The organism is Cupriavidus sp. 05N39 (genome assembly GCF_056397325.1).
The window spans coordinates 1-22,641 of sequence record NZ_JBFTNE010000111.1; the positions used below are offsets into that span (position 1 = coordinate 1).

A 22,641-nucleotide genomic window follows, 5' to 3' on the forward strand; every position below is an offset into this window, starting at 1 on the left:
GGTGTGAAGCGCAAGGGCGCGCTCGGGTCCGTGACCGGCGCCGCATAGGCTGCCGTCGGACCGAAGCTGGCCGTCACCGGCAGGTGTGCAACCGCCCAGCGCAACAGGCTTTGACGGACGGCGGCCGCGTGAATCGCCGGAGCCTCCAGCTCGACCGCGCCGGCTGCCAGCACGCCTGCTGCCTGCTGCGCCTGCTGCAGGGTGACCTGCATCGGCCCGACCCACAAGGTCAGCGCAAGCAGGCCCGCGACCGCGCGTGCCGGCACACTGCGGCGCCCCCACGCGGAGGCGAACATTGTGCTGGCCGCGATAGCGGCCAAGCGCAAGCGAGGCCGGCGTGCGGATGCGATCCCGAGATCGACGAATGGTCTTGCCCAGTACCCTGCCTGCTTCACGTCATGCGCCCCCCTTCAATGGCTGCGCGGACAGGGCCGTGGTCAGGCTGGAGACGCTAATACCAAATGGATGGTGCCAACAGCGATTCGCGTCCGCCGCACTGGATCAGGGCGAAACACTAACAGGAGCATTAAACGTTGAATATCGGACAATTCCTATTTTTAATAAATTTAACAAATAATTTTCCTTTTTTTCTGGCGAATACAGCAGCAGCGGACGCCTACAGCGACCTGACGCGAGAGCGAGCACTGCCGGTCGCGATTTAGTCAGATACGAACAATGTTGAAGTCGGAATCCCAACCGGGCCTTTCGCTGAGTGACAGTCGTCGCGCGAAAAGTGAGAGGGCGACGGGCGTTCGTGTATCCAACGAAGGCCTGGATGCAAAGCTGCCCCCGTATCTCGGGAGGAGTGCGGCGCTATAGCGAGGATAAACAACAGGAACGCGGCCGGGCGCAAGGCAGTACGCCATCACCAGTCGCGCGGATGCCAGTGGCGGAACAAAAAACCGTTCTCGCCTTGGAATGGATCACGGCAAACACGAATGCGCGCGCCAAGGCTTTCCGGGCCTATATCGACAGGCCCACCGTCCCTTCCGCCCGCTGGCACGGCAGAATGCACACTATCCTCGCAGGCACGCGCGAGCCGGCGTAACGCCTTATGAAGGCCTCGCGCAGTGGACACGGTATCCGGCCATGGGTCCGCGCAACCTGTTTGGCGGCGGCGTAGTCGTGAGCCGCATCAGCGATACTTGCTATCGCGTCTTGCGAACATATCTTCAGCAGACTTCCGGGTGCCACTCGATAAGGCCGCTGCGATCTCGGCGCGCGGCGCCCTGTCCGCCACAGTTCGCCAGGCGTATCACCACCCCGGATCACCTCGCATTCAATCGCGCCACGACACGTTCAGCGGCGATGGGCACGGTGCGGTCAGGCATCCGGGCCAGCCCGAGGTAAAGATCCATGTGCCTCCAGACGGCTTCCCAGGAGGACTCGTTGATCCACGGCAGGTTGAGCGCTTCATAGATCGGCACCCAGGTCTCTTGCCCTTCATGCCGGCGCCGCACCGACAACGCCGGGCTGAACTGATACCAGCCTTGCTCGAAGCGCTTGAACAGCATGCGGTTATACGCATAGTCACGGTCCACTTCGTTTCTCGCCAGGACGCCGGACAGGTGCTGGCGCTTGTTGCGCTCCGGCCGCACCACATGCGCGGGCAAGTGCTGCCAGGCCTCCAGCAGCGCCTGCGTTTCAAATGCACCGTTAGGCTTACGGTGGATGTGTGTGAATCGCGACTTGAACAATGCCCACATCGTCTGAAACAGGAAATACTCGGACAAATGCCGGTCGATGCGCACCAGCCGCTCACCGTTATTCACATCGATGCTCGGCGGCGCCAGCAATTCGTAGAGCGCCGCGAAAGGGCCTGCGGCAAACTGAGGCGAGCGGAACGCTTCCAGCATGGCCCAGTGCAATGCGTTGCGGCCATAGTGGTCAACGTTCTCGCGATCCGCGCCGCGCTCCAGCAAAGCCTCGACCAACGCCACATTGCCGGCGGCAGCGGCGGCCATGAGCGGCGTCTGGTTCATCGGCAAGCGGTGCTCAATGCCGTGGCGTTCGCATTGCCGCAGGATCTCCTTGAAATTGCCAGCAAAATAAGACGCAAAGCTCTTGCGTGCCAGGCCGCTGCGTTGCCCCGCAAAATGCTGTGCGGCGGCAAAGCCGGCCTCCTGCACGAGCCATGCCGCGAGCACCGGCTCATCGTGGCTGGCCGCAATCTCAAAGAGCTGCTGCTTGGGCTTGGCGCCCGGCGCCTGCTCCCGAAACACCTTGATCAGCAGTTCCTCCACCTTGGCCTGGTCAAACACGGGCCATGGCGGCGGCACCTCCTTGAGGATGCCGCGGCGGATCGCGTCGGCTTGTTCCTGCTTGCCCTGCAGTTCGAGCTTTCTTGCCTCCTTCTGCCAGTCTTCGAGTGTGGCCTGCCGCGCCTCCACCTTGGCCTGGCCGCCCTGGGCCAGTTCGAGCAAGCCGAACAGCGGATGCGCGGTATCGGACTCGATCAGGTAGAGGTTCTTGATCGCACGGGTAAGCGCCACATAGAGCGCGTTGACGAAAAACTTGTAGACCTCCAGCGATTTGTCGCTCTTGTCCTTGGCGCGCCGGTAGGCCAGCGTGTCCGCGGCCAGGTCTTGCTTGTCGACGCCCTCGGCAATCTCGGCAAACTCGCCACGCTGGTCGGAGACAAAGCGATAGAGCACGATATTCTCGTATTCCAGCCCCTTTGCCTCATGGATGGAAAACAGCAGGGGCGTGGAAAAGTGCTTTCTCGCCTCGGCCTTGTCCTCGTCGCGCAACACCAGCACGGCGCATTGCGTGGACTGGCGGATGCTCTGGTCAAGCTCAYGCTTGACGTTGTCCTTGTCCGGCAGCAGCACCACCTGGCCAGCGTCGCCGCCTACCGCGTCGACCAGGAAGTTGCTCTCCCGGTCAATGGAACCGAAGCGGCGATGCTTGACCTTGAGCAGCGTGTTGGCAACACGCGTTGCCTCGCTGCCGTTGCGGAAATTGGCGGCAAGCACGCGCAGCGCCTGCTGCTCGGCAAGCTGCGGGTCATGCCAGAACAAGCTCTTGACCTGGCTCCAGCTGAAGAAGTTCGGGTGCACGATCTGGTTGGAGTCGCCGCACAAGAGGAACTGGCCTGGCTTCCTGAGGGTCTTGAGCACCAGCGCCAGTTGCACCATGGTGAGATCCTGGACCTCATCGATCACGATGAAATCGTACCTGGCATCCGCCAGCGGCTGCCACTCCCGGGCCACCAGATTGAGGTCGTAGAGGCCGCTTTGGGCCAGCCATGCGCGATACCGCTCGAACAGGTCGTAGATGCGCCCTCGCGCGTCCTGCGCGAAAATCGACTGCCGCACGCCCAGCGCCAGGTAAGCATCGCGATCCAGCACACCGTGCGCCCCGGCGGTGATCACACCGCGGATCTCCTCGAAAGCCTGATGCCCGTCAATCTCGCGGAAATGCTGGCGCTGGCGCTCAAACCACGCCGCGAAGTCCCGCCAGCCCGCCTCGCGGCCAGCCGGCATGCGGATCGACTCGACGAACTCCCGGTACGAGAGGAACTCCGCCTCCTGGGCTGGATGCTCGAAGCCGTTGGCGTAGTAGAGATCGCGGGCATTGCGGGCCAGATAGGCAGAGTGCGTGACATACAGCGTCGAGCCCTCCGCATGCTTGAGCTTTTCCAGGGTCAGCGCGGTCTTGCCGCTGCCGGCGGAACCGACCAGGACGAGCGGCGCAGGCTGGCGGTAGACAGACTCCTGGGCATCATCGAAGGAAATCGGCTTGTCCAGCAAGTGGATGTCGGTACGCTCAGGATGCAGGTAGCGCACAGGCACGGCCTCGCGCGCCGCCTCGGCCGCGTCGATGTCGGGGATCTTGCTTTCGTCGATCTCCGCGCCACGCAGAAAGCGGCTGTTCCGGTAATCGTGGTTCTCGATCACCTCAAGCATCAACGCACAGGCCTGCCCGTCGTGGCGCACCAGCGAGAACAACAGGCGATTGGCATCGTCCAGCCGGGCGCGGTAGAACTTGCCATGCGTGGGGCCGGTTAGCTTCTTGACCTGCGCCGCGCGGAAATCATCGCGGCCAATGGCTTCCGTGACCTTGCGGTAGCTGCTCTTGACCCGGGAGACGTCGAGGCCGATGTATTCGAGGATCTTCATAACGGTGCTGATGCCAGGGGCGCGAGCCCATCGGTTTGCCAAGGTTGGTATTTTAGAAGGAAGCAGGATCTCGAAGGGACATACAGACCGCATAGTGCACTTTCAGTGCAATTGTCCTCAGGCTGATGGTGGCGAGCAGGGCTCCCAGTACTTCACGATAGACATGCTCACCGGTGTCGAGATTCGCTCAATGCTGAACATTGTTCGCTTCACCTTGAACTCCCGCGGGCACGGTGGTCCGTGCCGGGCCAAGTGGCGCGGTCGCACTTCGTGGCGACGGTATCCGTACCGCAGTGCAGCTTGCATTCGCCGCGCCGTTGCCCTAGAAATAATTAAATATTTCCAAAAATATCGGCGGTAGTCATAGCCGCGTGGCCCCACCGGGGCTGCGGCCGCAAGCATGCCCCCATGCCAACGACCACGGAGTGCCGGCGACCCGCGACGGGCATCGCGATCGCATTCCGCAGGAGGGGGTGATCATGTCCATCACGCGCAGAGAGTTCCTGAAGGCCACCGGCGGCGCGGCCGCCGGCATTGGTGTTTCGGGAAGCTTGCCCACCCCGGCGCAAGCCGCGCCACCCCCCGCCAATCCGGGCCGGACGACGCTGCCTTTCACCCCTAAGGTGGTTGCGCACGTCGGACAGCTGCAGGTCAATACGCCGGTCAGTTTCCTCTACCCGGACGCGTCGTCGCCGTGCGTCGCCATCAAGATGGGGATGCCGGTGCCAGGCGGGGTCGGCCCCGACCGCGACGTGGTGGCCTACAGCACGCTCTGCACGCACATGGGCTGCCCGGTCGCCTACGACGCAGGCGCGCGCACCTTCAAATGCCCCTGCCATTTCAGCATCTTCGACCCCGAGAAAAGCGGCCAGATGGTGTCGGGGCAGGCAACCGAAAACCTGCCCATGGTCCAGCTGCAGTACAACGCCAGCGATGGCACGGTGAAAGCCATCGGTGTCGAGGGGCTGATCTACGGGCGTCAAGCCAACCTGCTGTGAAGGGGGCGTACTGCCATGGCAACCAACAAGGACCGGATGGCCCTGCCACCCGTGAATGCGCAGCGGACCAACCTGACCTGCCATTTCTGCATCGTCGGGTGCGGCTATCACGTCTACAAATGGCCGGAGAACATGGAGGGAGGCCGAGCGCCCGGCCAGAACGCGCTGGGGCTGGATTTTCGCAAGCAGCTGCCTGCGCTGGCGGTGGTGATGACGCCGAACATGCAGAACACCGTCACCGACCGGGACGGCCAGCGCCACAACATCCTCATCGTGCCCGACAAGCAATGCAGCGTGAACCAGGGCCTGTCGTCAACGCGAGGCGGCCAGTTGGCCAAGATGATGTACAACCCGGACGGCGTGGCCAGGGCCCGCTTGCGCAGCCCGCGCGTCTATATGGCCGACCAATGGGTCGATACCAGCTGGGATGACGCGCTGGCCCTTTACGCCGGCGTGACCAAGCGGATCCTGGATCGCGACGGGCCAGCCGGGCTGGCGTTCGATTGCTTTGACCACGGTGGTGCGGGCGGCGGCTTCGAGAACACCTGGGGAACCGGCAAGCTGATGTTCACGGCGCTCAAGACGCCGCTGGTCCGGATCCACAATCGGCCAGCCTACAACTCCGAATGCCATGCCACCCGCGAGATGGGCATCGGCGAGCTCAACAACAGCTATGAGGATGCCGAACTCGCCGATGTGATCATGGCAATCGGCTGCAACTCCTACGAGACCCAGACCAATTACTTCCTGGCGCACTGGCTGCCGAATCTGCAGGGCCAGACCATGGACAAGCGCAAGACGCGCTTCCCCGGCGAGAGCATCGCCGCGGCCAAGGTGATCTTCGTGGACCCACGCCGCACCACCACGATCGCGGTGGCGGAGCAGGCGGCCGGCAAGGACAACGTGCTGCACCTCGATATCGAGCCGGGCACCGACATTGCCCTGTTCGATGGGTTGCTGACCCATGTGGTTGACCAGGGCTGGCACGACAAGGAATTTATCGCGGGCTATACCAAGGGGTTCGACGCGGCGCTGCGCGCGAACCGGTTGTCGCTGGAGGACACCAGTCGCATTACCGGCGTCCCGGTCGACAAGCTAAGGCTCGCGGCGGAGTGGGCCTACAAGCCAAAGGCGTCCGGCCACCGGCCGCATACGATGCATGCCTATGAAAAGGGCATCATCTGGGGCAACGACAACTACCTCATCCAGTCGGCGCTGGTGGACCTGGTCCTGGCCACGCACAACGTCGGCCGGCGCGGCACGGGCGTGGTGCGCATGGGCGGGCACCAGGAGGGTTATGCCAGGCCGCCCTATCCTGGCAGCACGAAGATTTACGTGGACCAGGAGATCATCCACGGCAAGGGGCTGATCTACACGGCGTGGGGCGCCAACCCATTCCAGACCACACTCAATGCGCAGGAGCACCGCGCCGTGATCCTGCGGCGCACCGCGGTTGTGCGAGAGGCGATGGCACGCCAGCGCGGGGCCACCGTGGCGCAGATGGCCGATGCGATCTACGACGCCGTGAAGAGCAAGGGCGGGCTGTTCCTGACCAATATCAACCTGTATCCCACCAGCCTGGCCGACGCCGCCCACCTGATGCTGCCGGCCGCGCATCCGGGCGAGATGCACCTGACCTCGATGAACGGCGAGCGCCGGATGCGCTTGTCGGACAAGTTCATGGATCCACCGGGCACCGCGCGCCCGGACTGCCTGATCGCCGCCGATATCGCCAATACGCTCAAGCGCTTGTACGAGGCCGAGGGCAAAGGCGAGATGGCCGCGCGCTTTGGCGGCTTCGACTGGCGGACCGAAGAGGACGCCTTCAATGACGGCTTCCGCCAGGCGGGCCAGCCCGGCGCCGTCCCGATCGACAGCCAGGGCGGCACAACCGGTAACCTGGTCACATACGAGCGCCTGCGTGCGATGGGCAACAATGGCGTGCAACTGCCCACAAAGGAATATCGCAACGGCCAGCTGGTCGGGACCGAAATGCTCTACATGGACAGCAAGTTCGACACGCCCGACGGCAAGGCCGAGTTCAAGCCGGCGACCTGGCCCGGGCTGCCGAAGCCGGTCGCCGAGCAGAAGGCCAAGTATCACTTCTGGATCAACAACGGCCGGGTCAACGAGGTGTGGCAGACGATGTACCACGACCAGTTCAACGAGTTCGTGCGTGCGCGGGTGCCCATGGCCTATCTCGAGATCCATCCAGCGGACGCGCAAGCGCTGGGCGTGGCCTCCGGAGACGTGGTCGAAGTCTATAACGACTACGGCTCCACCTATGCCCTTGCCTACCTGGAACCAGACATCAAACGCAACCAGACGTTCATGCAGTTTGGCCATTTCAACGGGGTCATGGGGAACGTGACCACGCCGTGGACCGATCGCAATGTGGTGCCGTACTACAAGGGCACCTGGGCGGACCTGCGCCGCGTTGGCAGCATGCAGGACTTCAAGGACACCGTCAGCTTCAAGCGGCGACGGTTCGACCGCGCCTAGCGCAAACCCGGTTGGCGGCGCGCATGTTAAAGGGCGACGCTCAGCAGCCACCCGGCCGCTCCGCTGCAAATGACAACCAGCCACGGCGGAAGCTTCCAGAACATGAGCGCCACAAACGCGATCACCGCGAGCCCGAAGTCGGCGGGCCCGTGCACGGCGCTGGTCCACACGGGATGATAGAGCGCGGCCAGCAACAACCCGACCACACCCGCGTTTACGCCGGCAAGCGCCGCCTGCGTGCGCACGTTGCGGCGCAGCTGCTCCCAGAACGGCAACGTGCCGGCCACCAATAGAAACGACGGGACAAAAATAGCCACCAGGCACACCAGCGCACCGACCCACCCACTCGGCGCAACCGTCATGGACGCGCCGAGAAACGCCGCAAACGTGAAGAGCGGCCCCGGCACCGCCTGCGCTGCGCCGTAGCCCGCCAGGAAGGTGTCATTCGTCACCCAGCCGCTGGGCACAACCGCGGCTTGCAAGAGCGGCAGCACCACGTGCCCCCCGCCAAAGACCAGCGATCCCGCACGATAGAATGCGCCCGCTACCGCCAGCGTCTGATTGGGCCACGCTTGCACAGCGAGAGGCAGGCCCGCCAGCAGGATGAAGAAAACGCCCAGCAGCAAGCCCCCGACACGCCGGCTGATCGAGATCGGCAGCGGGTCGTGGGTTACATCGCGGGCTGGCTTGAACATCGCCAGGCCCACCACGGCGGACGCAGCGATCACGCCGACCTGTCCCCACGCATTCGGCCAAAGCAGGGCGACGCAGGCGGAGAACGCCGCAATGGTGATGCGGGTAGTGTCCGTGCACAGACTGCGGGCCATGCCCCAGACGGCCTGCGCGACCACGGCCACGGCCACCACCTTCAGGCCGTGCAACGCGCCCGCCGGTATCACATCGCCCCACGTGGAAATGCTGAGCGCGAACAGCACCAGGGCCACTGCGGACGGCAACGTGAACCCTACCCACGCCGCCACCGCGCCCATGAAGCCGGCGCGCGACAGGCCTATCGCCATGCCAACCTGGCTGCTGGCGGGACCGGGCAAAAACTGGCAGAGGGCAACCAGATCCGCGTAGCTGCGCTCGCTCAGCCAGCGCCGACGCGTGACGAACTCCGCCCGGAAGTAGCCCAGGTGGGCAATCGGCCCTCCAAAGGAAGTCAGGCCCAGCCGGAGGAAAGCGAGAAACACCGCCCAGGCATTGCCAATGGCATCCCCGTCCCTCTTGACCTCATTCTCGGTGGCTAGCATCCATTCAACTCCGCTTCGGTTGGCAAACAATCGATTTTCGCGATCGAAGATCGATCACCTTCCCATGCTAGCGACCCTGGATGACAAGCGTCAAACCACCGCGCCGGCGGGCACAGCCCACCGTCCAGCCGGCGTCGCCTATCGTCGACTTGGCGCCCACCTCGCCCACCTAGCCCGCATTCGTCGCCCTTGTTTTTGGCCAACACTTCCAATATTATGGAAATATGGAAGAAAACGATGCTATCCGCTCTCTCGCCGCCCTGGCCCATGGCCTGCGGCTACAGGTGTTCCGCTTGCTGGTGGTGGCCGGGCCATCCGGGTTGACGCCCGGCGCGATGACCGAACAGATTGGGGTGCCCGGCGCGACGTTGTCCTTCCACCTGAAGGAATTGATGCATGCCCGCCTGATCACGCAAGAGCGTGAAGGCAGGCACCTGATCTATCGCGCCGCGTTTGCGCACATGAATGACCTGCTTGGCTTCCTGACATCCAACTGCTGCCAAGGGGAGGCCTGTCTCGACAATGCCGCCACTACCGTTTGTGCCTGTTAAAGGGGAACTCCAATGAAGCGCTTTCATGTCCACCTCAACGTCCAGGACCTCGGCAAGAGCATTGCCTTCTACTCGAAGCTGTTCGCGGCCGAGCCCACGCGGGTCGAGAGCGACTACGCAAAGTGGATGCTGGAAGACCCACGCGTGAACTTCGCCATCTCCACCCGTGGCGGTGAGCCCGGCGTGGATCACCTGGGGTTCCAGACCGACGACGCGCAAGAGCTGGCGGCGCTGAAAGACCGCGCGGAGGCTGCCGATATGGCGCTGCTAGATGAAGGGCAGACAACGTGCTGCTACGCACGCAGCGAGAAGCACTGGGTCACGGATCCCCAAGGCATCGCCTGGGAGCATTTCCATACGCTCGGGAACGTACCGGTGTTCAGTGAAAGCCGGCCTGCGGAATCCGCCAACGCCGACTCGGCATGTTGCGCGCCGCGCGCCCCGCAGGGCAAGCCGATCGGCATCGCCGTGACATCCAGCAAGTCGTGCTGCTGAAGGCCATCATGGGCGAAAAGGTTCATCAGCCCTTCGGAGAGAATCGACCTCGCCGAATTCCCGGTGCAGATAGACAGCACGTTATGGGTCTACGACGCATCGAACTGTTCCTGTCCCTACCTATCCATAAACTCGATGCCGTTGCCCTTCAGAAGGCAGTGCGCTACATCGGGAAAAGCTGACCATCACTGGGCGGTTCCCATGACGACCAACGTTCTGATCCTTTGTACCCACAATTCGGCCCGCAGCGTGTTGAGCGAGGGCATGCTCAACCATCTGGCAAAGCAGCTTGACAAGGATGTCCGGGCCTACAGCGCCGGCAGCGCGCCGAGCGGCCGCATCAACCCGTTTGCGCTCGAAGCGCTGAGTCAGGCCGGCGTCGATGTGGACGGCTATCGTAGCAAGAGCTGGGACGAGTTCGTCGGCGATGATGCGCCCAAGATGGACATCGTGATCACCGTCTGCGATAGCGCCGCGGCCGAGGCGTGCCCATACTGGCCGGGCAGCCCGGTCAAGATGCACTGGGGGTACGCCGATCCCTCGCACGCGCAGGGCGGCGACGACGCAAAGCGCCTTGCGTTCGAGCTGACGCGACAAGCCATCGGCTACCGCATGCTGCAGCTGCTCATGCTGCCGCTTAAGACAATGGGTCATGCGCAACTGCAGGAAGCCTTGACCAAGATTGCGCGGAGCTAACTGCCATGATTGGTCTGCCACGCCAAATTGCAGGGGAAGTGATCGGTACCGCGTTGCTGCTTGCCGTGGTGATCGGCTCGGGCATCATGGCCGAGCGCCTGGCCGGCGGCAATATTGCCGTTGCCCTGCTGGCCAACACGCTAGCTACGGTAGGCGGCCTGTACGTGCTCATCGAGGTCTTCGGCCCGATCAGCGGCGCGCATTTCAATCCGGCCGTGAGCCTGGTGATGGCCGTGAAGGGCGAGCTGCCCCGGTCCGCCCTGGTCCCTTACATCGTCGCCCAGCTGGCCGGTGCGGTGCTAGGCGCCTGGCTGGCGCACGCCATGTTCGATATGAGCCTCCTGCAGTTCTCGGCCAAGATCCGCAGCGGGCCAGGCCAATGGATCGCGGAGACCGTGGCAACAGCCGGCCTGATCCTGGTCATCCTCCGCGCCCCCAACGGGCGCGCCCCGGCCATGGTGGCAAGCTACATCGGCGCGGCCTACTGGTTCACCGCCTCCACCTCCTTCGCCAACCCCGCTGCCGCCTTCGGACGGATGTTCAGCAATAGCTTCGCCGGCATTGCGCCCGCGAGCGTGCCAGGCTTCATGCTCGCCGAACTGCTCGGCGCCTGCATCGGGCTGCTGCTGCATACCGCATTGCTGCCGCGCGTGCAGGAACAGGGCCACCCAAACGTGATCGAGGCCTCAGGCCAACAGGAAGACGCGCGCGGAACGGGTGAGCCCATCTGAGGACAGGCGTCGATACGTGACGCCTGCCCGGCCAGATCCATCGTGGCAGGCTCGACAGCCTGCGCGATCCGCCGCGCAACTCACTCCGACCCAGCCGGGGCCTTTGTCCGCGCCGCACGCTTGGGCTTGCACGCAAAGGAAGGGACATCGCAGCCCTTCGGATCCCCTTCACAGCAGTGCGCCATCAGGAATCCAAGCAGCTCGTTCATCCGCTCGTAGCGCGCCTGGTAGATGACGTTCCGGCCCTCCTGCCGGCTCGCGACCAGCCCGGCATTGGCCAGCTCCTTCAGATGAAAAGACAAGGTTGCCGGCGGCAGGCCCAACGCCTCGCCAATCCGCCCGGCATGCATGCCGGCCGGGCCGGCCTGGACCAGCAGGCGGAAGATCGCCAGGCGAGATTGCTGCGCCAGCGCGGCCAGGGCTTTTACGGCGGTTTCGCTGTCCATCAGAAAGCTCGCGGTAGTGGTGCTACCGCGTATTCTCCGCCAGAACGAAGGCCAGCGGGCCGCATTCGGGAAGCCCATTCCTGCGCGGGACTTGCGCGTGGAAAGCTGCGCCGAAGGTTCGGTGCCACACAGATCACCTCCCGCACAAGAGAATAATCTTCACAAGCGCGGAGCCAGCGTGGCAGGACCCGACCACCTCACCAGAAGAGGGGGCAAAACAATATGCATCACCAAGCTGTGCGAGCCGCAAGGATTGCGGCCGTTGCCCTGTTTGCCGCTGCCGCAGCCTATGCGCAAACGCCTGCGAGCCAAGGCAACGTCAGCAAGGCGCAAAGGATGTCGGTCTGCCAGTGCGTAGCCGACCTCCTATTCATGGCCGCGCAACAGCGCGATACAGGGGTGCCCAGGCAAGATGTACTCACAAAGCTGAGTCGGGTTGGCGGGGACGACCCGATCTTTCTCTCCACCGCCACCGAGGCGACCAACATTGCGTACGACATGCCGCAGATATCGCCGGCGAAACTGAGAAAAATTCACATCGACAGGTGCAGGAAGGGGGGCGGATGAGGATCATGGACGCCAGATCTTGCCCGGTGAGCGGCGTGATCGTGTGCCGCGTCAGCGGTGCTTGGTCTTGTCCGCAGCGCGGTACTTGCTCTCCAGGCTCGCAAGCACAGCTTCAGCAAGCTTAGGGGTGCCACTTGCCATGCCCGCCGCAATTGCGGCGCGCAGCGCCTCCAGTTCGATGCCGTTTGACAAAGAGGCTACCGGGCGGGGAGAAGTCATCCAGCGCACGCCTAGCGAATCTGCGAGGTCGGTTCCGGACCTGGGCAGCAAGGGTGCGGACACCCCGGCATGAAATCGATATTTGCAAAGTTCGGCGCCAGCGATTTGCCTGGGTTGTGGCGGGCGATTTCCATGGAGATCATGCTCGCCGGCACACCAAATGTCGTCAGCAACTGCGTCAAGTGCGCTGTGCGCTTACGCGCGAGAACATGACTGACACCAAACGCGGGTGCCTCATACAGGGCGATGTGAAACTCCTCCTTGTTCTCATATTTCCCGGGAGAGTCGATCATCCATTCCGCCATTCTGCGAACTTCCGAAGCGGGCAGGCGATCCGCACCGGGCTCGAAATGGCTGTTGAAGGAAATATTGAAGCTGCAAGCCAGGACGGGCTGCGCCAAGATCGCTGCTGCTGCAGCAACCGTGTGGAAGTACTTGGACAATGACATAGGCGGCCACGTTGTCGGCATTCTCAATGCACTGCGGGTTCTTTGCCGCAGCCTGCCGTTTGACAACAGGCTGCCGGGCAGGGAGGCGTCATCTAGCGCATGCCTAGCGAATCTGCGAGGTCGGTTCCGGACCCGGGCAGCAAGGGTGCGGGCACCCCGGCATGAAATTGATATGCGCAAAATTCGGCGGCTCCGCCGACTTGCCAGGTTTGTAGCGGGGGATTTCCATGGAAATCATGCTCGCCGGCACGCCAAAGGTCGTCAGCCAATGCTCCAGGTGAGATACGCGCTTGCGCGCGAGCGCATTGCTGACACCAGCGGTGGGGGCCTCGTAGACAAGAATGTGAAACTCCTTCTTGTTCTCAAAGGCTGCCGGATCGTCGATCATCCACTCCGCCAATCTGCGAACTTCCGAAGCCGGCAAGCGATCCGAGCCGGGCTCGAAATTGCTGTTGAAGGAAATGTCGAAGCTGCAAGCGAGGGCGGGCTGCGCCAAGATCGCTGCTGCTGCAGCAACCGCGCGGAAGTACTTAGACAATGACATAGGCGGCCACGTTGTCAGCATTCTCAATGCACTGCGGGTTCTTTGCCGCAGCCTCCTGTTGGACGGTATATAGCTGATAGAAGAGATCCTTTGCCGCCATTGCATCATCGAAGTGTGCAACTTCATGCACCAGTGTTAACAGCTGCGAGTCGACACGGTCAGAGTAGGGCGATAAGTCGCAGAATTTCCGTGCAATGGCGATGGTGTGGGTCTTCGTATCCGGAGCACAGACTGCAGCCGCGATTCGCGGATTGTTGCGTGTTTTAGGCGTACAACCAATGTATTCCATCGCCTCGTCGGAGTATCGAACAAAGTTGTCGGCAGTCAGGCTCCTGAGGATCGCCTCAATACGGGGAATTCCCTCAAGCAGGCGTTGGCGGACCCTTTCATCGGATACGCCAAACCACGTCTCGACTCGCGCCCGATCCGCGTGGCCCCACCGTCGAAGCTCCACCAACCTCTTGCCGCAGCACAGAACCGCCGTGTCGCGAAGCCTGAGAACGAGGCTGCGAAACTCCGCATTGCTCATGTTCGCACAGATCCGCTCCGAATCGTCCACGAGGTGGCTTGGCCCGTCAGACAGCTTCTCGGCGGAGCTTGGTGCGTAAGTGCTTGGCGCAGCCGAAGGCTGGAGGCGGCCTCCCCGGTTCACCTGAATGATGAAATCCGCCTGTGACGGGATGACCAGTGGCTTGTCCGCGCATTGGCACATCACCCTGGCGCCCCGCACCAGAATCTGGCGCCCGTCCATGAGCGTGAAGTGCGGATAGGCGTCGTTCATCACCGGGCCACCCACCTTGCAAGCTGGACAGGTAGCGTGGTCGCCCTCCGCCGCGACGGCGACACCGTGATGCGCAAAATCAATCACCGTGGAAATCAGTACCCCGCCGGTGCCAGTCTTGTCGCCATGTTTCAGGGCCTCTCGCATATCGTCCATGCCATCCTCCGTTGTCAGGTCGCCGACACGCAACGTGGTCGGACACCTTGCCAATGTGCCCGCGGATCGCCTGATCGGCTTTGGGAAATTTCTGCAAGAACGCGAAGAACATTCCCTGAGTGAGCAGGAATGCGACATGAAGCTGGGAGGCGGGTTCTCATCCGGACGCCGCGCAGGGCGATGGCAGTGTTGGCTCAGCTTGCCGACTGCCCGATCCTCCCCGCCCGCCTTTTCCGTTTTCTAGTGCGCAAGCACTGCGCTGAGATTGAGTTCATCGGCAACTTTCTTCAATCGCTTGTCGCGCGTCCAGATGGTGACACCGGGTTGTAGGCGTGCAGACGCCAACAGCGACGTGTCTACAAATCCGATTCCACGATTGAACAATCCTTCGCGCTCGATCAGATAAAACGTCTCCTCCGGTGTGGCTACTGGCGCGCGCGGCAGATCGAGCAACGCGCCGAGCACGACGTCGCGGTCACGCAAACTACCGAGTGAGATCTCGCCTATCACATAGGGATGAGCCAGCACACGCCCCTCGGCAAGCAGGCTAATCAGCATCGGATCAGAAGCGTTGATATGGTCAATCCAGACCGACGTGTCGACAAGGATCATTCGACGTCCAACCGACGACGCGGCGCCCCCTTGATGCCCGGTTGGCTACCGCCAAGATTCGCGAGTCGTTTCGCGGCTTCACGCTGGATCAAGGCCTTTAACGCTTCGCGCACGAGTGCCGTTTTTTCTTCCACACCCGTATAAGCCTGAGCTTTGGCGATCAAGTCGTCATCAAGCGAAATCGTCGTACGCATGGGAGTCTCCTTAAGTGTGAGCACTCAATATAGCATCGTTTGATGCTTATAGCGGTGCGTTTCGTGGTCTCGTGGTGAGCGCATCTGCCGCGACATTGCGCCGAGTCTTGAAAGGAGTAAACGGCGCAGGCAAACGGATCGAGCGCATCGTGCATGCCTTCCTCCGCTTGTCAGGTCGCCGACACCCGGCGTGCTCGAACGCCTTGCCAATGTGCCTGCGGATCGCCTGATCGGCGTTGGGAAAGGTCCGTAGTGACGTGAAGAAATGTCACTTAGCACGGGAGCGAGTCGAGAATTTGAGAGGCGGGTTCTCATCTGGACGCTGCGCAAAGCGACGGCAGTGTTAGCTCGGCTTCCCGACTACGCCGCCATGCAACCTGCGCAACGTTGACGGCTGAGCGGATGCCGCCCAGCCATCGGCTCTCAGAACAACTCGTCGATACGATTCACGCTGGCGTCAAGCTGCTGCCGCAACGGCGCCAGCAGGCTATGCAGGCCAATGCAATCGATTGCCGCGTCGGCTTGCAGATCGAGCAGCGTCAGGATGGCGCCCAGGCCCGCGCTAACGCGCAGGAGTTCGTCGAAGCTCTGCATGATGGCTTCGCGCTTGGGGTCATCCGGCGGGGGTGTCGTTTCCTCCGGCAAGAGCGCTTGGGCAATCATGCTGATTGCGGATGCATCGGCGGTGGGAGCGAGTGTTTTCATGCGTGCGGCCATGGGATCACCTCTTTGGCGAATGACAGGGTGTGTTGATTGGTCGTCGCGCCCGTGCCGGCTTGCTGGGTTAGGCCGACCGGGCGAGGGGGCCGCGATTGCCTCGCGCCCCAGATGCTCAACAACCCAGTTCCCCGCCAAGGTACTGGCGAGGGCTGGGTACTGCGGTTACCCCGGTCATGTCCTGCAGGTCCCCTCTTGTGAGGGACTGCTGCAGGGATCCCGTTCTCGATTCAGTGGTAGCGATGTTGGCCAAGTGGGCCAACGGCATGATTTACGTGGCTACGCCGTGTGGCCGAAGACCCTGCCTACGTCGGGGCAGAAGCGGGCCGCGACGCAGGCGCGGATCGCGAGCGAACCCCGCAGGCCCGGGTACAGCGCCGGCACCGGTTCAATGCCTGGTCCAGCTGCTGCTTTAGCGGCATCAGCAAGGCACGCAGGCGGCTATCGCCCGCGTGCAGGTTCAGCAGCGTGATGACGGATTCCAGATGCGCGCTGATGCGCAGCAGTTCGTGGCAGCCTTGGTGGGTAGCCTCGTGGCTCGGATCCGCTTCGTTGTCCGGCGGCAAGGGCTCGGCGATCAGCCTGGCTTCCACGGCGGCTTCCCGCGCTGCGGCAGCGGTGCGCGGGCGACGTTGGCGGGCGGTCATGGGTACCTCCTGTTTTGTGATCGGGGTGCGGTCGGGGTGCAATCGCGGACATCGGTATGGCGATGGGCGGCGTTGGCGACCTTCGTCCCGGCACGCGGGGGCGGCGGGTGCTTGCCGCGATAGGCGTGTGACTCCCCGCCGCGTGCGGCCTTGCGGGCCGCGGTGCAGATGTGGGGAACGGGTGTGGCTCAGTACAGCGCTTGCACGCGGTTCACTGCCTGGTCCAGCTGCTGCTTCAGCGGCGCCAGCAGGGCATGCAGGCCGTTGTTGGCGGCTTGCTCGTCGGCCTGTAGCTCCAGCAGGAGCAGGAGGGATTCCAGGCCTGCGCTGACGCGCAGGAGGTCGTGGCAGGATTGGTGGATGGTTTCGTGGGGTGGGGCGGCTTCGCCTGCTCGGGCGAGGGGTTCGGCGATCAGCTTGGCTTCCGTGGCTGCCACTCTTGCTTCGGCGGCGGTGCGGGGGTGGCGTTGGCGGGCGGTCAAAGGCTTCTCCTGTTCCATAGGGGTAGTCGAGTAGTCCGGAAATGCAGTGCGTCTTCTGTTGCCGACGAGCGTGCGCCAAGCGGATAGGATCGCCGCATGGGCGATAATGCGACTGGCTATGCCTCTGACACCCGCCCGCGCACGCTCGCGCCGGTGGGCTTGATTGCTTTTTGAGAGCGCAAAAGCCCCTCACCTCGACAAGCTGTTGTCGAGTTTTCCGTTTTGCTACGCAAGTTCTGCTCGCCGTAGCTAGGTATTTGAGAAACAAGCGGCCTCGCCAACTGCTTTTGCTGCTGTGGGCTTATGCGGTTGAGCTCAAGTTCGGTGCAGCCTTAGCGGCACGGCCCAAGACCAAGGGCTGGCGTTAATTTAACCCGATGGCTTATTTTTAACCAATAGATATGCAGCATCGAGTCGCCGAACTGATAGATTTTGTGGCGGACAGCCATCGTCGGTTCAAGCACATGGAAGACCTGACCGGCGTCAAGGCGGCCAACTGGAAGAACACCTGCAGCACCCGGCAGCGCGTGACTCAAGAAATGGTTGAAGCCATTGGGCGGGTATGGCCTCAGTACGCGTATTGGCTCGTCACTGGGAAGACCGATGAGGAGCATGGGCATACTTCGCCGATCCGGGATCGGATTGTGCGGGATTTGGAGAAGGTTAGATCGGAGGAGGGATAGGGGTCCGCTAGGGACCTTCGTCGGGCTTCGATCTCCGTTTTCCGGTGAAGGCTGCACGGATCTTCAGGAAGAAGTAAGGGCGACCCCGATACCCCATAAGCCCTGGATCATGGTTGGCGCCCAGAGGCCATTGGCTGCGGACCAGAAACCAGGCAGGTAGGGTAGTCGCGGTCAAGGCCAGATGGCTCTGATCGACCGGTTGAATCCACAACCGGTTACGGCCGATCGCCCGTTGCATCACCGAGCGACCGAGTTGCCCGATACTCGGACGGCGGCAGCTAAGCGATCGGTCGTCAGCCTCTACCATTTTGTGTCGCCCTGCAGTACGCTAAAGAATCGGCTTAGAACACCAGTACGTCCACGGGGACGCCGCAGTTGTGTTCTGGAAAGCCCCAGAAAAGTAATGCTGGAGAGCGAGAATTCAGACCAATGCTTCAGCCCCAAAACGACCAACAAATCGCAGGATAAAATCAGTTTCCCTACAGAGCGTGAACTGAAGCCGCTCCGTTTCACGTTCATCCACGAGACGCAAAACTACGTGTCAGCGATCCAGCTCGTCCAGCAAGACCTCTTCAGAGTACACTAAGCTTTCCCGCATACCTCTGACTTCGTATGGATCAGTCGATGAAGCCAAGCACAGTAGACGATCTGCTTGATCGCTGTATTTCCGAAATCACGACGAAGGAACGACTCCTTCCATGGCTTCTGCGTAAGGCAGCGCACCGAAAGAACCTGAATATCGCGGATTTCGAGATTCAGCTGCTCGCCGACGCAATCCTCTGCGCGAACGGAAACAGTATCCAGATAGACATAGATCCTCCTTGCTCACTCGGGCAAACGGAGAAAGAAGTAGAGGAGTCCGTTCGGTCGCTCCTTGATGAGCTGAGAGATCGTGCGGAAAAGGATATAGCTACCATAACTACGGCCGTCACTGAAGCGATTCCGCAAGCTTTGGCAGCAACAGCTGGTGTAATTGGCGAGCGCCTTACGGAGCAATCCCTGGAACACGCCACAGAGTTGCAGAAGATCCGTTACGACCGCGCCAAAACTGTAGATAGACTTTGGGGTAAGACGCTCGACCACTTGGATTTTCTTAGACAGCTAGTGGTTGAATGGGCTTTTTCCGCCGAGCAGAATCAAAAGGGATCCTATTCGAAGCCACATACCGCTATTGCGCTCCATAAGCTAATAGAACGCGCCTTCGATGTGGTAGGCGAAGTTATCGTTCTCGCGCGCGCGGGCTATGCTGACGGTGCCCTCGCTCGATGGCGAACGCTACATGAGATTTGCGTGATTTCGGTGTTCCTATCAAGGCAATCCGACCAATGTGCTGAGATGTACCTCGCTCACCATGTTGTGGAAAAGCTAAAGCTGGTCGCAGATGAAAAGGCAGTTGCCACTGCGCTTACCATGGATCACCATCAGGATCGCTACGTTAGAGACCTTCGGACCATGGTATCCACATTGACGAATCGATTCGGAGTGGCATTCGCAGGTGACTATGGTTGGGCCTCAGTCGCTCTAGGAGCCAAGAAGACAACCTTCAAAGTTTTGGAGCAGCACGTAGGCCTTGATATCCTCAGGAAGGCATATAAGAAGGCAAACAGCACCGTGCATGGAGGGGCTCTCGCCTCCTTGACACGCATCAGTCTAGATCTCGCCGTTATTGAGAATACTGATATCCCTTTGGAGCATGGCTGCGAAATTGCGGCCAACTATGCGGCAGCATCCTTATCGATGCTTGTCGCTGAGCTTTGCTTGGACACTGAGAGCGCAGATCTACTTACCAAGAACATGGTGATCCAGAACTTCGCATCACATCTTCGGGAAGAAATCGAGAAGACCTGGCAGCGTCTATCCAACAGAACTCCGCGCGCTCGTATTCTCGAACGTAAGGCAGCGACTCGCAATGCGAGAACTAAGCGAAAGGTGGCAATTCATCGTTAGGGGCTGCGCGACATCTACTTGGTGGGGAACCATAGCGGCCTTCAGATGGGCATTTTTTTGGGCTAATTCTGGCGTTCGGTATGAAGGTGTCATGCGTCCGAGTAGGGGTGAAAGTGGTTGCCGGCGTGATTCGCGTCGTCGGCCCTTTTCGGCTAGTATCGTTCCTTGGCGCACGTCTGCGCGAACGTCCGGTGTTCGGTGAACGGTCATCCGTGGGATCGAAATCAAACGGCGAGACTGGTATATGGCTCCGATAGGAGTCTTTAGTTGCCAATTTCGGACCTGAGCCCATGAGTGCATCAATGCACTGATCGTCATTGGCTGCCATCGCACGAAGATCGCGAGCACGAACCGGAGCTGTTGGTCGGCCGCTAGCTTCGACTCCAGAAAAGGTGCCGCCGAAGTTCGCCATCCTAGATGACGCGAATTACAGCTCGGGTGGTTGACTCGATGTTACTAAGAATCCCCTCCCTCTGTTCCAACGATTCCGCCTTCTTCTGCATCTCCGGCGTCCAGACGTTTCTCGCCGCCATGCGAAACGCCCTTGAGGTCCGAGCGCTTTGCGCGTTTGGAATAGCGGCCGCGAACACCGTGTACGACTCAGGGAACTTGCCCATGGCGACAAGGATGTACTTCTCCAGTTCGTACCCGACAGTGGCCTCCAGCTCTTCATCGGAGACCTCACCTTCCACCTCAGGATAGATCAACCACAGATAGAGCACGCCAGGTTGATCTGCCGATTCCACCAATGTGCTCCAGAACGTTGATGGATGTTCCTGCAGCACGTCAGCGACAGCCAAACCGATCAGCATCCGCGCCATTCTTGGCTCCGCTGCCAAGACCTGAAACGCTGCAGCGTGATAAGCCAGCGCTTCATCCTGTCCTGCGAGCACTCTTCCAGCAAAATACTCGGACGCCAACTGCTCAATGACCTCATCAATCAAGTATGAAGGAGCAAGCAACTCCTTGCGCCGCAGAAAATTCTGGTCGGCGCGCAGCGAGGACCACACGCCGGTCGGGACGCTGCGCACACCGTCTTCCGAAACGTCGCACAACGCACCGAGCGGTGTGGCTCCGTCAGGACGTCGCTTGCGCATATACGCGCCGATCAAATCCTCTTCACCCTTAAGCCGTACATGCCCCCGAGCGAACAGGGTCTCCTTCGCGGTCAGATACTTGACCAAGTCTGCCGTGGTGTCAAAACACTCGAACAGCGCGTCAAGAGTAGTTCGATTGATCACATGCACGAACTCAGGGAAATGCACGCCGACTGTGAGCAGCACCCCACTGTCCGTCAGACGTGAATCCACGCCGAGACTGGGAACTCCGAACTGCCGGACGCACTCCCGTTCACTTCCATGGGCGACCGCTATTAGGTGGTAACGAGCGCGGCCCGCRTCGGGAAACTTCAGAGGAAAGGGCGACGAGATACGTGCATCCAAATGAATCGTCTCGGGCGACTTCTTGATCGTTTTCAAGGCACCCCGAAGTTGTGCCACGCTGGCTAACACTGCTTTCCGGTACCAGCGATTCCACGCTGTTCTTGCGTCTTTTTCTTCACTATAACTGATCACCTTGTCCGACATGATGATCACGTCATCGCCAAAGACGACGAGCACATCACACAGCTCCTTGCCTTCGTCGTAGAACGGGTTCTGATAAGCCCACATTGACAGGAACGCCTGTCGTGACAACTTCGCAAGTCGTGCCTCGGAATCATTTACGCTCATCTGTGAGCTCCCTTCATTTTGTGCTCGTTGTCGTTCAGGCCGATGTTGTTGGCGGTACTTGCACAATTGAGAGGAGAACAGATTGTGCTGAACCGCTACGGCGAATCACTATCTGCTTGCGTCGGGAAAAGCTGGTTGATCAATTCACATATAATCTCGAACGTGTGCAGTACGGTCGGATGAAGCATTTTTGAGCCATGTGCATACTCGTTGCGGACAGCCGGTAAGCCGTCAATGAAAACACTGAGCCAGTCGACTTGTAGATCCTCCTCTGTCGGCCGCACTCCAGAGTTGTCCACCTGCATCATCGTAAGACCAAGCCGATTCATCTCCTCGATCTGCTCAAGCTCAGTTCGGCTCCGCGCTCGAGCATGCGCCCATCGCGTGCGGAGCTGCAGCTTACTGCTCTCAAGCAGTCCGAGTTGCCTTGCCTCTCGCAATAGATTACTCAGTCCGCTCACTTTGAGCTTACCGGGGCTCATGGAGGCGTCAGCTTTTGCCTCTAATCGCGCACGCAGCGCGAACTCAAGTGTCCCCAAGGCATACTGCTCCGCGACCGCGTGAAAACGGTACACAAACCAGGCATAAACATAAAGATTCCTAGCTGTCTCAAAATTTACTCGTACTTCTTCCGGCACTGCGACTCCAAGAACAAACGGCAAAATCTCCGCCAAGTGATCTTCTGCCGTGCGTCGCCTGGATTGGCCGAGATCATTGACTTGAATGAAGCTAGAGCTTCTCGGATCTGCCTTCATCATGGCATCCAAATCACGAATCGAATCACAATGATTTATCGATGACAATTGGTTCTCCATAGTGAAATCACGAGCAGCGAAGGCTCATTAGCACCTTAACGCCTCTTTCTTGTCCATATAAGCAAGCCAGCCGACTCGCAACGCACGCGCATCGTAAAGCGCGGCGGCGGCGCTGTCCAGGTCCAGCTCGATGCCGTCGGCAATGGCGCGCAGGGCGTCGCTGTCCACGATGCGGGCCAGGCGGCCGATCACGGCTTCGGCCAGCTGGTACTGGCGGGCCAGCTCGGTCAGGGCGTCGCCGGCGACTTCGCTGCCGTCGGGGTTGACCAGGGCCGCCTTTTCCATGGCCAGGCGCAGCAGGTAGG

The 22,641-nt window shown here is 61.1% G+C and carries 23 protein-coding genes and 1 pseudogene; 7 read left to right on the forward strand and 17 right to left on the reverse strand.

Annotated features, from left to right (window positions below):
- Both AC1DN0_RS34165 and AC1DN0_RS34170 read right to left on the reverse strand, forming a co-directional pair.
- Positions 1-296 (reverse strand): hypothetical protein (locus AC1DN0_RS34165; RefSeq protein ID WP_477111986.1); only part of this gene is annotated, 296 nt, incomplete at its 3' end.
- A 972-nt stretch (positions 297-1,268) separates the two neighbouring features.
- The gene (locus AC1DN0_RS34170; protein ID WP_477146349.1) at positions 1,269-4,121 is read right to left on the reverse strand and encodes an ankyrin repeat domain-containing protein; all 2,853 of its coding nucleotides are present in this window, start codon (positions 4,119-4,121) and stop codon (positions 1,269-1,271) included.
- 479 nt (positions 4,122-4,600) lie between these two features.
- Here AC1DN0_RS34170 and AC1DN0_RS34175 point away from each other — a divergent pair, with 479 nt between their 5' ends.
- Together AC1DN0_RS34175 and AC1DN0_RS34180 are read left to right on the forward strand one after the other, a co-directional pair.
- Complete coding sequence (locus tag AC1DN0_RS34175) at positions 4,601-5,119, forward strand: arsenate reductase (azurin) small subunit (RefSeq protein ID WP_441630180.1); 519 nt, start codon at positions 4,601-4,603, stop codon at positions 5,117-5,119.
- A 15-nt stretch (positions 5,120-5,134) separates the two neighbouring features.
- Positions 5,135-7,621, forward strand: a complete 2,487-nt coding sequence (locus AC1DN0_RS34180) for an arsenate reductase (azurin) large subunit (protein WP_441630182.1) — start codon at positions 5,135-5,137, stop codon at positions 7,619-7,621.
- Positions 7,622-7,647: 26 nt separating this feature from the next.
- Here the strand turns inward: AC1DN0_RS34180 and chrA are convergent, their stop codons facing one another.
- Positions 7,648-8,874: a chromate efflux transporter gene (gene chrA / locus AC1DN0_RS34185; RefSeq protein WP_441630184.1), complete on the reverse strand. Its 1,227-nt coding sequence runs from the start codon at positions 8,872-8,874 to the stop codon at positions 7,648-7,650.
- A 224-nt stretch (positions 8,875-9,098) separates the two neighbouring features.
- Between chrA and AC1DN0_RS34190 the strand changes: the two genes are divergently transcribed.
- The 4 genes from AC1DN0_RS34190 (at position 9,099) to AC1DN0_RS34205 (ending at position 11,347) form a co-directional block, all read left to right on the forward strand.
- Positions 9,099-9,425 (forward strand): ArsR/SmtB family transcription factor, encoded by a 327-nt coding sequence (locus AC1DN0_RS34190; RefSeq protein WP_441630186.1) that lies wholly within the window; start codon positions 9,099-9,101, stop codon positions 9,423-9,425.
- Between the two features lie 12 nt (positions 9,426-9,437).
- The gene (locus AC1DN0_RS34195; RefSeq protein WP_441630188.1) at positions 9,438-9,920 is read left to right on the forward strand and encodes an ArsI/CadI family heavy metal resistance metalloenzyme; all 483 of its coding nucleotides are present in this window, start codon (positions 9,438-9,440) and stop codon (positions 9,918-9,920) included.
- Positions 9,921-10,121: 201 nt separating this feature from the next.
- Positions 10,122-10,616, forward strand: a complete 495-nt coding sequence (locus AC1DN0_RS34200) for an arsenate reductase ArsC (protein ID WP_441630190.1) — start codon at positions 10,122-10,124, stop codon at positions 10,614-10,616.
- Positions 10,617-10,621: 5 nt separating this feature from the next.
- A complete protein-coding gene (locus AC1DN0_RS34205) occupies positions 10,622-11,347 on the forward strand; it encodes an aquaporin (protein ID WP_441630192.1) in 726 nt (241 codons plus the stop codon).
- An 80-nt stretch (positions 11,348-11,427) separates the two neighbouring features.
- On the opposite strand, the gene AC1DN0_RS34210 is transcribed toward AC1DN0_RS34205, so the two are convergent.
- The 11 genes from AC1DN0_RS34210 to AC1DN0_RS34260 all read right to left on the reverse strand — a co-directional run bounded on the left by AC1DN0_RS34210 (position 11,428) and on the right by AC1DN0_RS34260 (position 17,775).
- On the reverse strand, positions 11,428-11,793 hold the full coding sequence (locus tag AC1DN0_RS34210) for an ArsR/SmtB family transcription factor (protein WP_441630194.1): 366 nt from the start codon (positions 11,791-11,793) through the stop codon (positions 11,428-11,430).
- Between the two features lie 618 nt (positions 11,794-12,411).
- A complete protein-coding gene (locus AC1DN0_RS34215) occupies positions 12,412-12,579 on the reverse strand; it encodes a hypothetical protein (protein WP_441630196.1) in 168 nt (55 codons plus the stop codon).
- 11 nt (positions 12,580-12,590) lie between these two features.
- A complete protein-coding gene (locus AC1DN0_RS34220; protein WP_441630198.1) occupies positions 12,591-13,028 on the reverse strand; it encodes a hypothetical protein in 438 nt (145 codons plus the stop codon).
- Between the two features lie 103 nt (positions 13,029-13,131).
- Entirely contained in the window at positions 13,132-13,572 is a 441-nt protein-coding gene (locus AC1DN0_RS34225; protein ID WP_441630200.1) for a hypothetical protein, read from the reverse strand.
- On the reverse strand, positions 13,559-14,509 hold the full coding sequence (locus AC1DN0_RS34230; RefSeq protein WP_441630202.1) for a M35 family metalloendopeptidase: 951 nt from the start codon (positions 14,507-14,509) through the stop codon (positions 13,559-13,561). Before AC1DN0_RS34230 ends, AC1DN0_RS34225 begins: the two co-directional genes overlap by 14 nt.
- Before the next feature lie 240 nt (positions 14,510-14,749).
- Positions 14,750-15,121 (reverse strand): type II toxin-antitoxin system VapC family toxin, encoded by a 372-nt coding sequence (locus tag AC1DN0_RS34235; protein ID WP_441630204.1) that lies wholly within the window; start codon positions 15,119-15,121, stop codon positions 14,750-14,752.
- Positions 15,118-15,315 carry a type II toxin-antitoxin system VapB family antitoxin gene (locus tag AC1DN0_RS34240; protein ID WP_183035768.1) on the reverse strand — a complete coding sequence of 66 codons (198 nt, stop codon included), beginning with the start codon at positions 15,313-15,315 and terminating at the stop codon, positions 15,118-15,120. Before AC1DN0_RS34240 ends, AC1DN0_RS34235 begins: the two co-directional genes overlap by 4 nt.
- A gap of 423 nt (positions 15,316-15,738) precedes the next feature.
- Positions 15,739-16,020: a DUF1484 family protein gene (locus AC1DN0_RS34245; protein WP_441630206.1), complete on the reverse strand. Its 282-nt coding sequence runs from the start codon at positions 16,018-16,020 to the stop codon at positions 15,739-15,741.
- A gap of 317 nt (positions 16,021-16,337) precedes the next feature.
- Positions 16,338-16,679, reverse strand: a complete 342-nt coding sequence (locus AC1DN0_RS34250; protein WP_441630208.1) for a DUF1484 family protein — start codon at positions 16,677-16,679, stop codon at positions 16,338-16,340.
- Between the two features lie 188 nt (positions 16,680-16,867).
- On the reverse strand, positions 16,868-17,161 hold the full coding sequence (locus tag AC1DN0_RS34255; protein WP_441630210.1) for a DUF1484 family protein: 294 nt from the start codon (positions 17,159-17,161) through the stop codon (positions 16,868-16,870).
- 332 nt (positions 17,162-17,493) lie between these two features.
- Positions 17,494-17,775 carry a hypothetical protein gene (locus AC1DN0_RS34260; protein ID WP_441630212.1) on the reverse strand — a complete coding sequence of 94 codons (282 nt, stop codon included), beginning with the start codon at positions 17,773-17,775 and terminating at the stop codon, positions 17,494-17,496.
- Between the two features lie 693 nt (positions 17,776-18,468).
- Here AC1DN0_RS34260 and AC1DN0_RS34265 point away from each other — a divergent pair.
- A complete protein-coding gene (locus AC1DN0_RS34265) occupies positions 18,469-19,791 on the forward strand; it encodes a DUF5677 domain-containing protein (RefSeq protein ID WP_477111987.1) in 1,323 nt (440 codons plus the stop codon).
- Positions 19,792-20,204: 413 nt separating this feature from the next.
- Here the strand turns inward: AC1DN0_RS34265 and AC1DN0_RS34270 are convergent, their stop codons facing one another.
- The 3 genes and pseudogenes from AC1DN0_RS34270 to AC1DN0_RS34280 form a co-directional block, all read right to left on the reverse strand.
- Positions 20,205-21,521, reverse strand: coding sequence for a hypothetical protein (locus tag AC1DN0_RS34270; protein WP_441630216.1), 1,317 nt, complete (start codon positions 21,519-21,521; stop codon positions 20,205-20,207).
- Positions 21,522-21,616: 95 nt separating this feature from the next.
- A complete protein-coding gene (locus tag AC1DN0_RS34275; protein ID WP_441630218.1) occupies positions 21,617-22,336 on the reverse strand; it encodes a hypothetical protein in 720 nt (239 codons plus the stop codon).
- Between the two features lie 75 nt (positions 22,337-22,411).
- Positions 22,412-22,641, reverse strand: a pseudogene (locus AC1DN0_RS34280) (hypothetical protein); the annotation flags it as partial.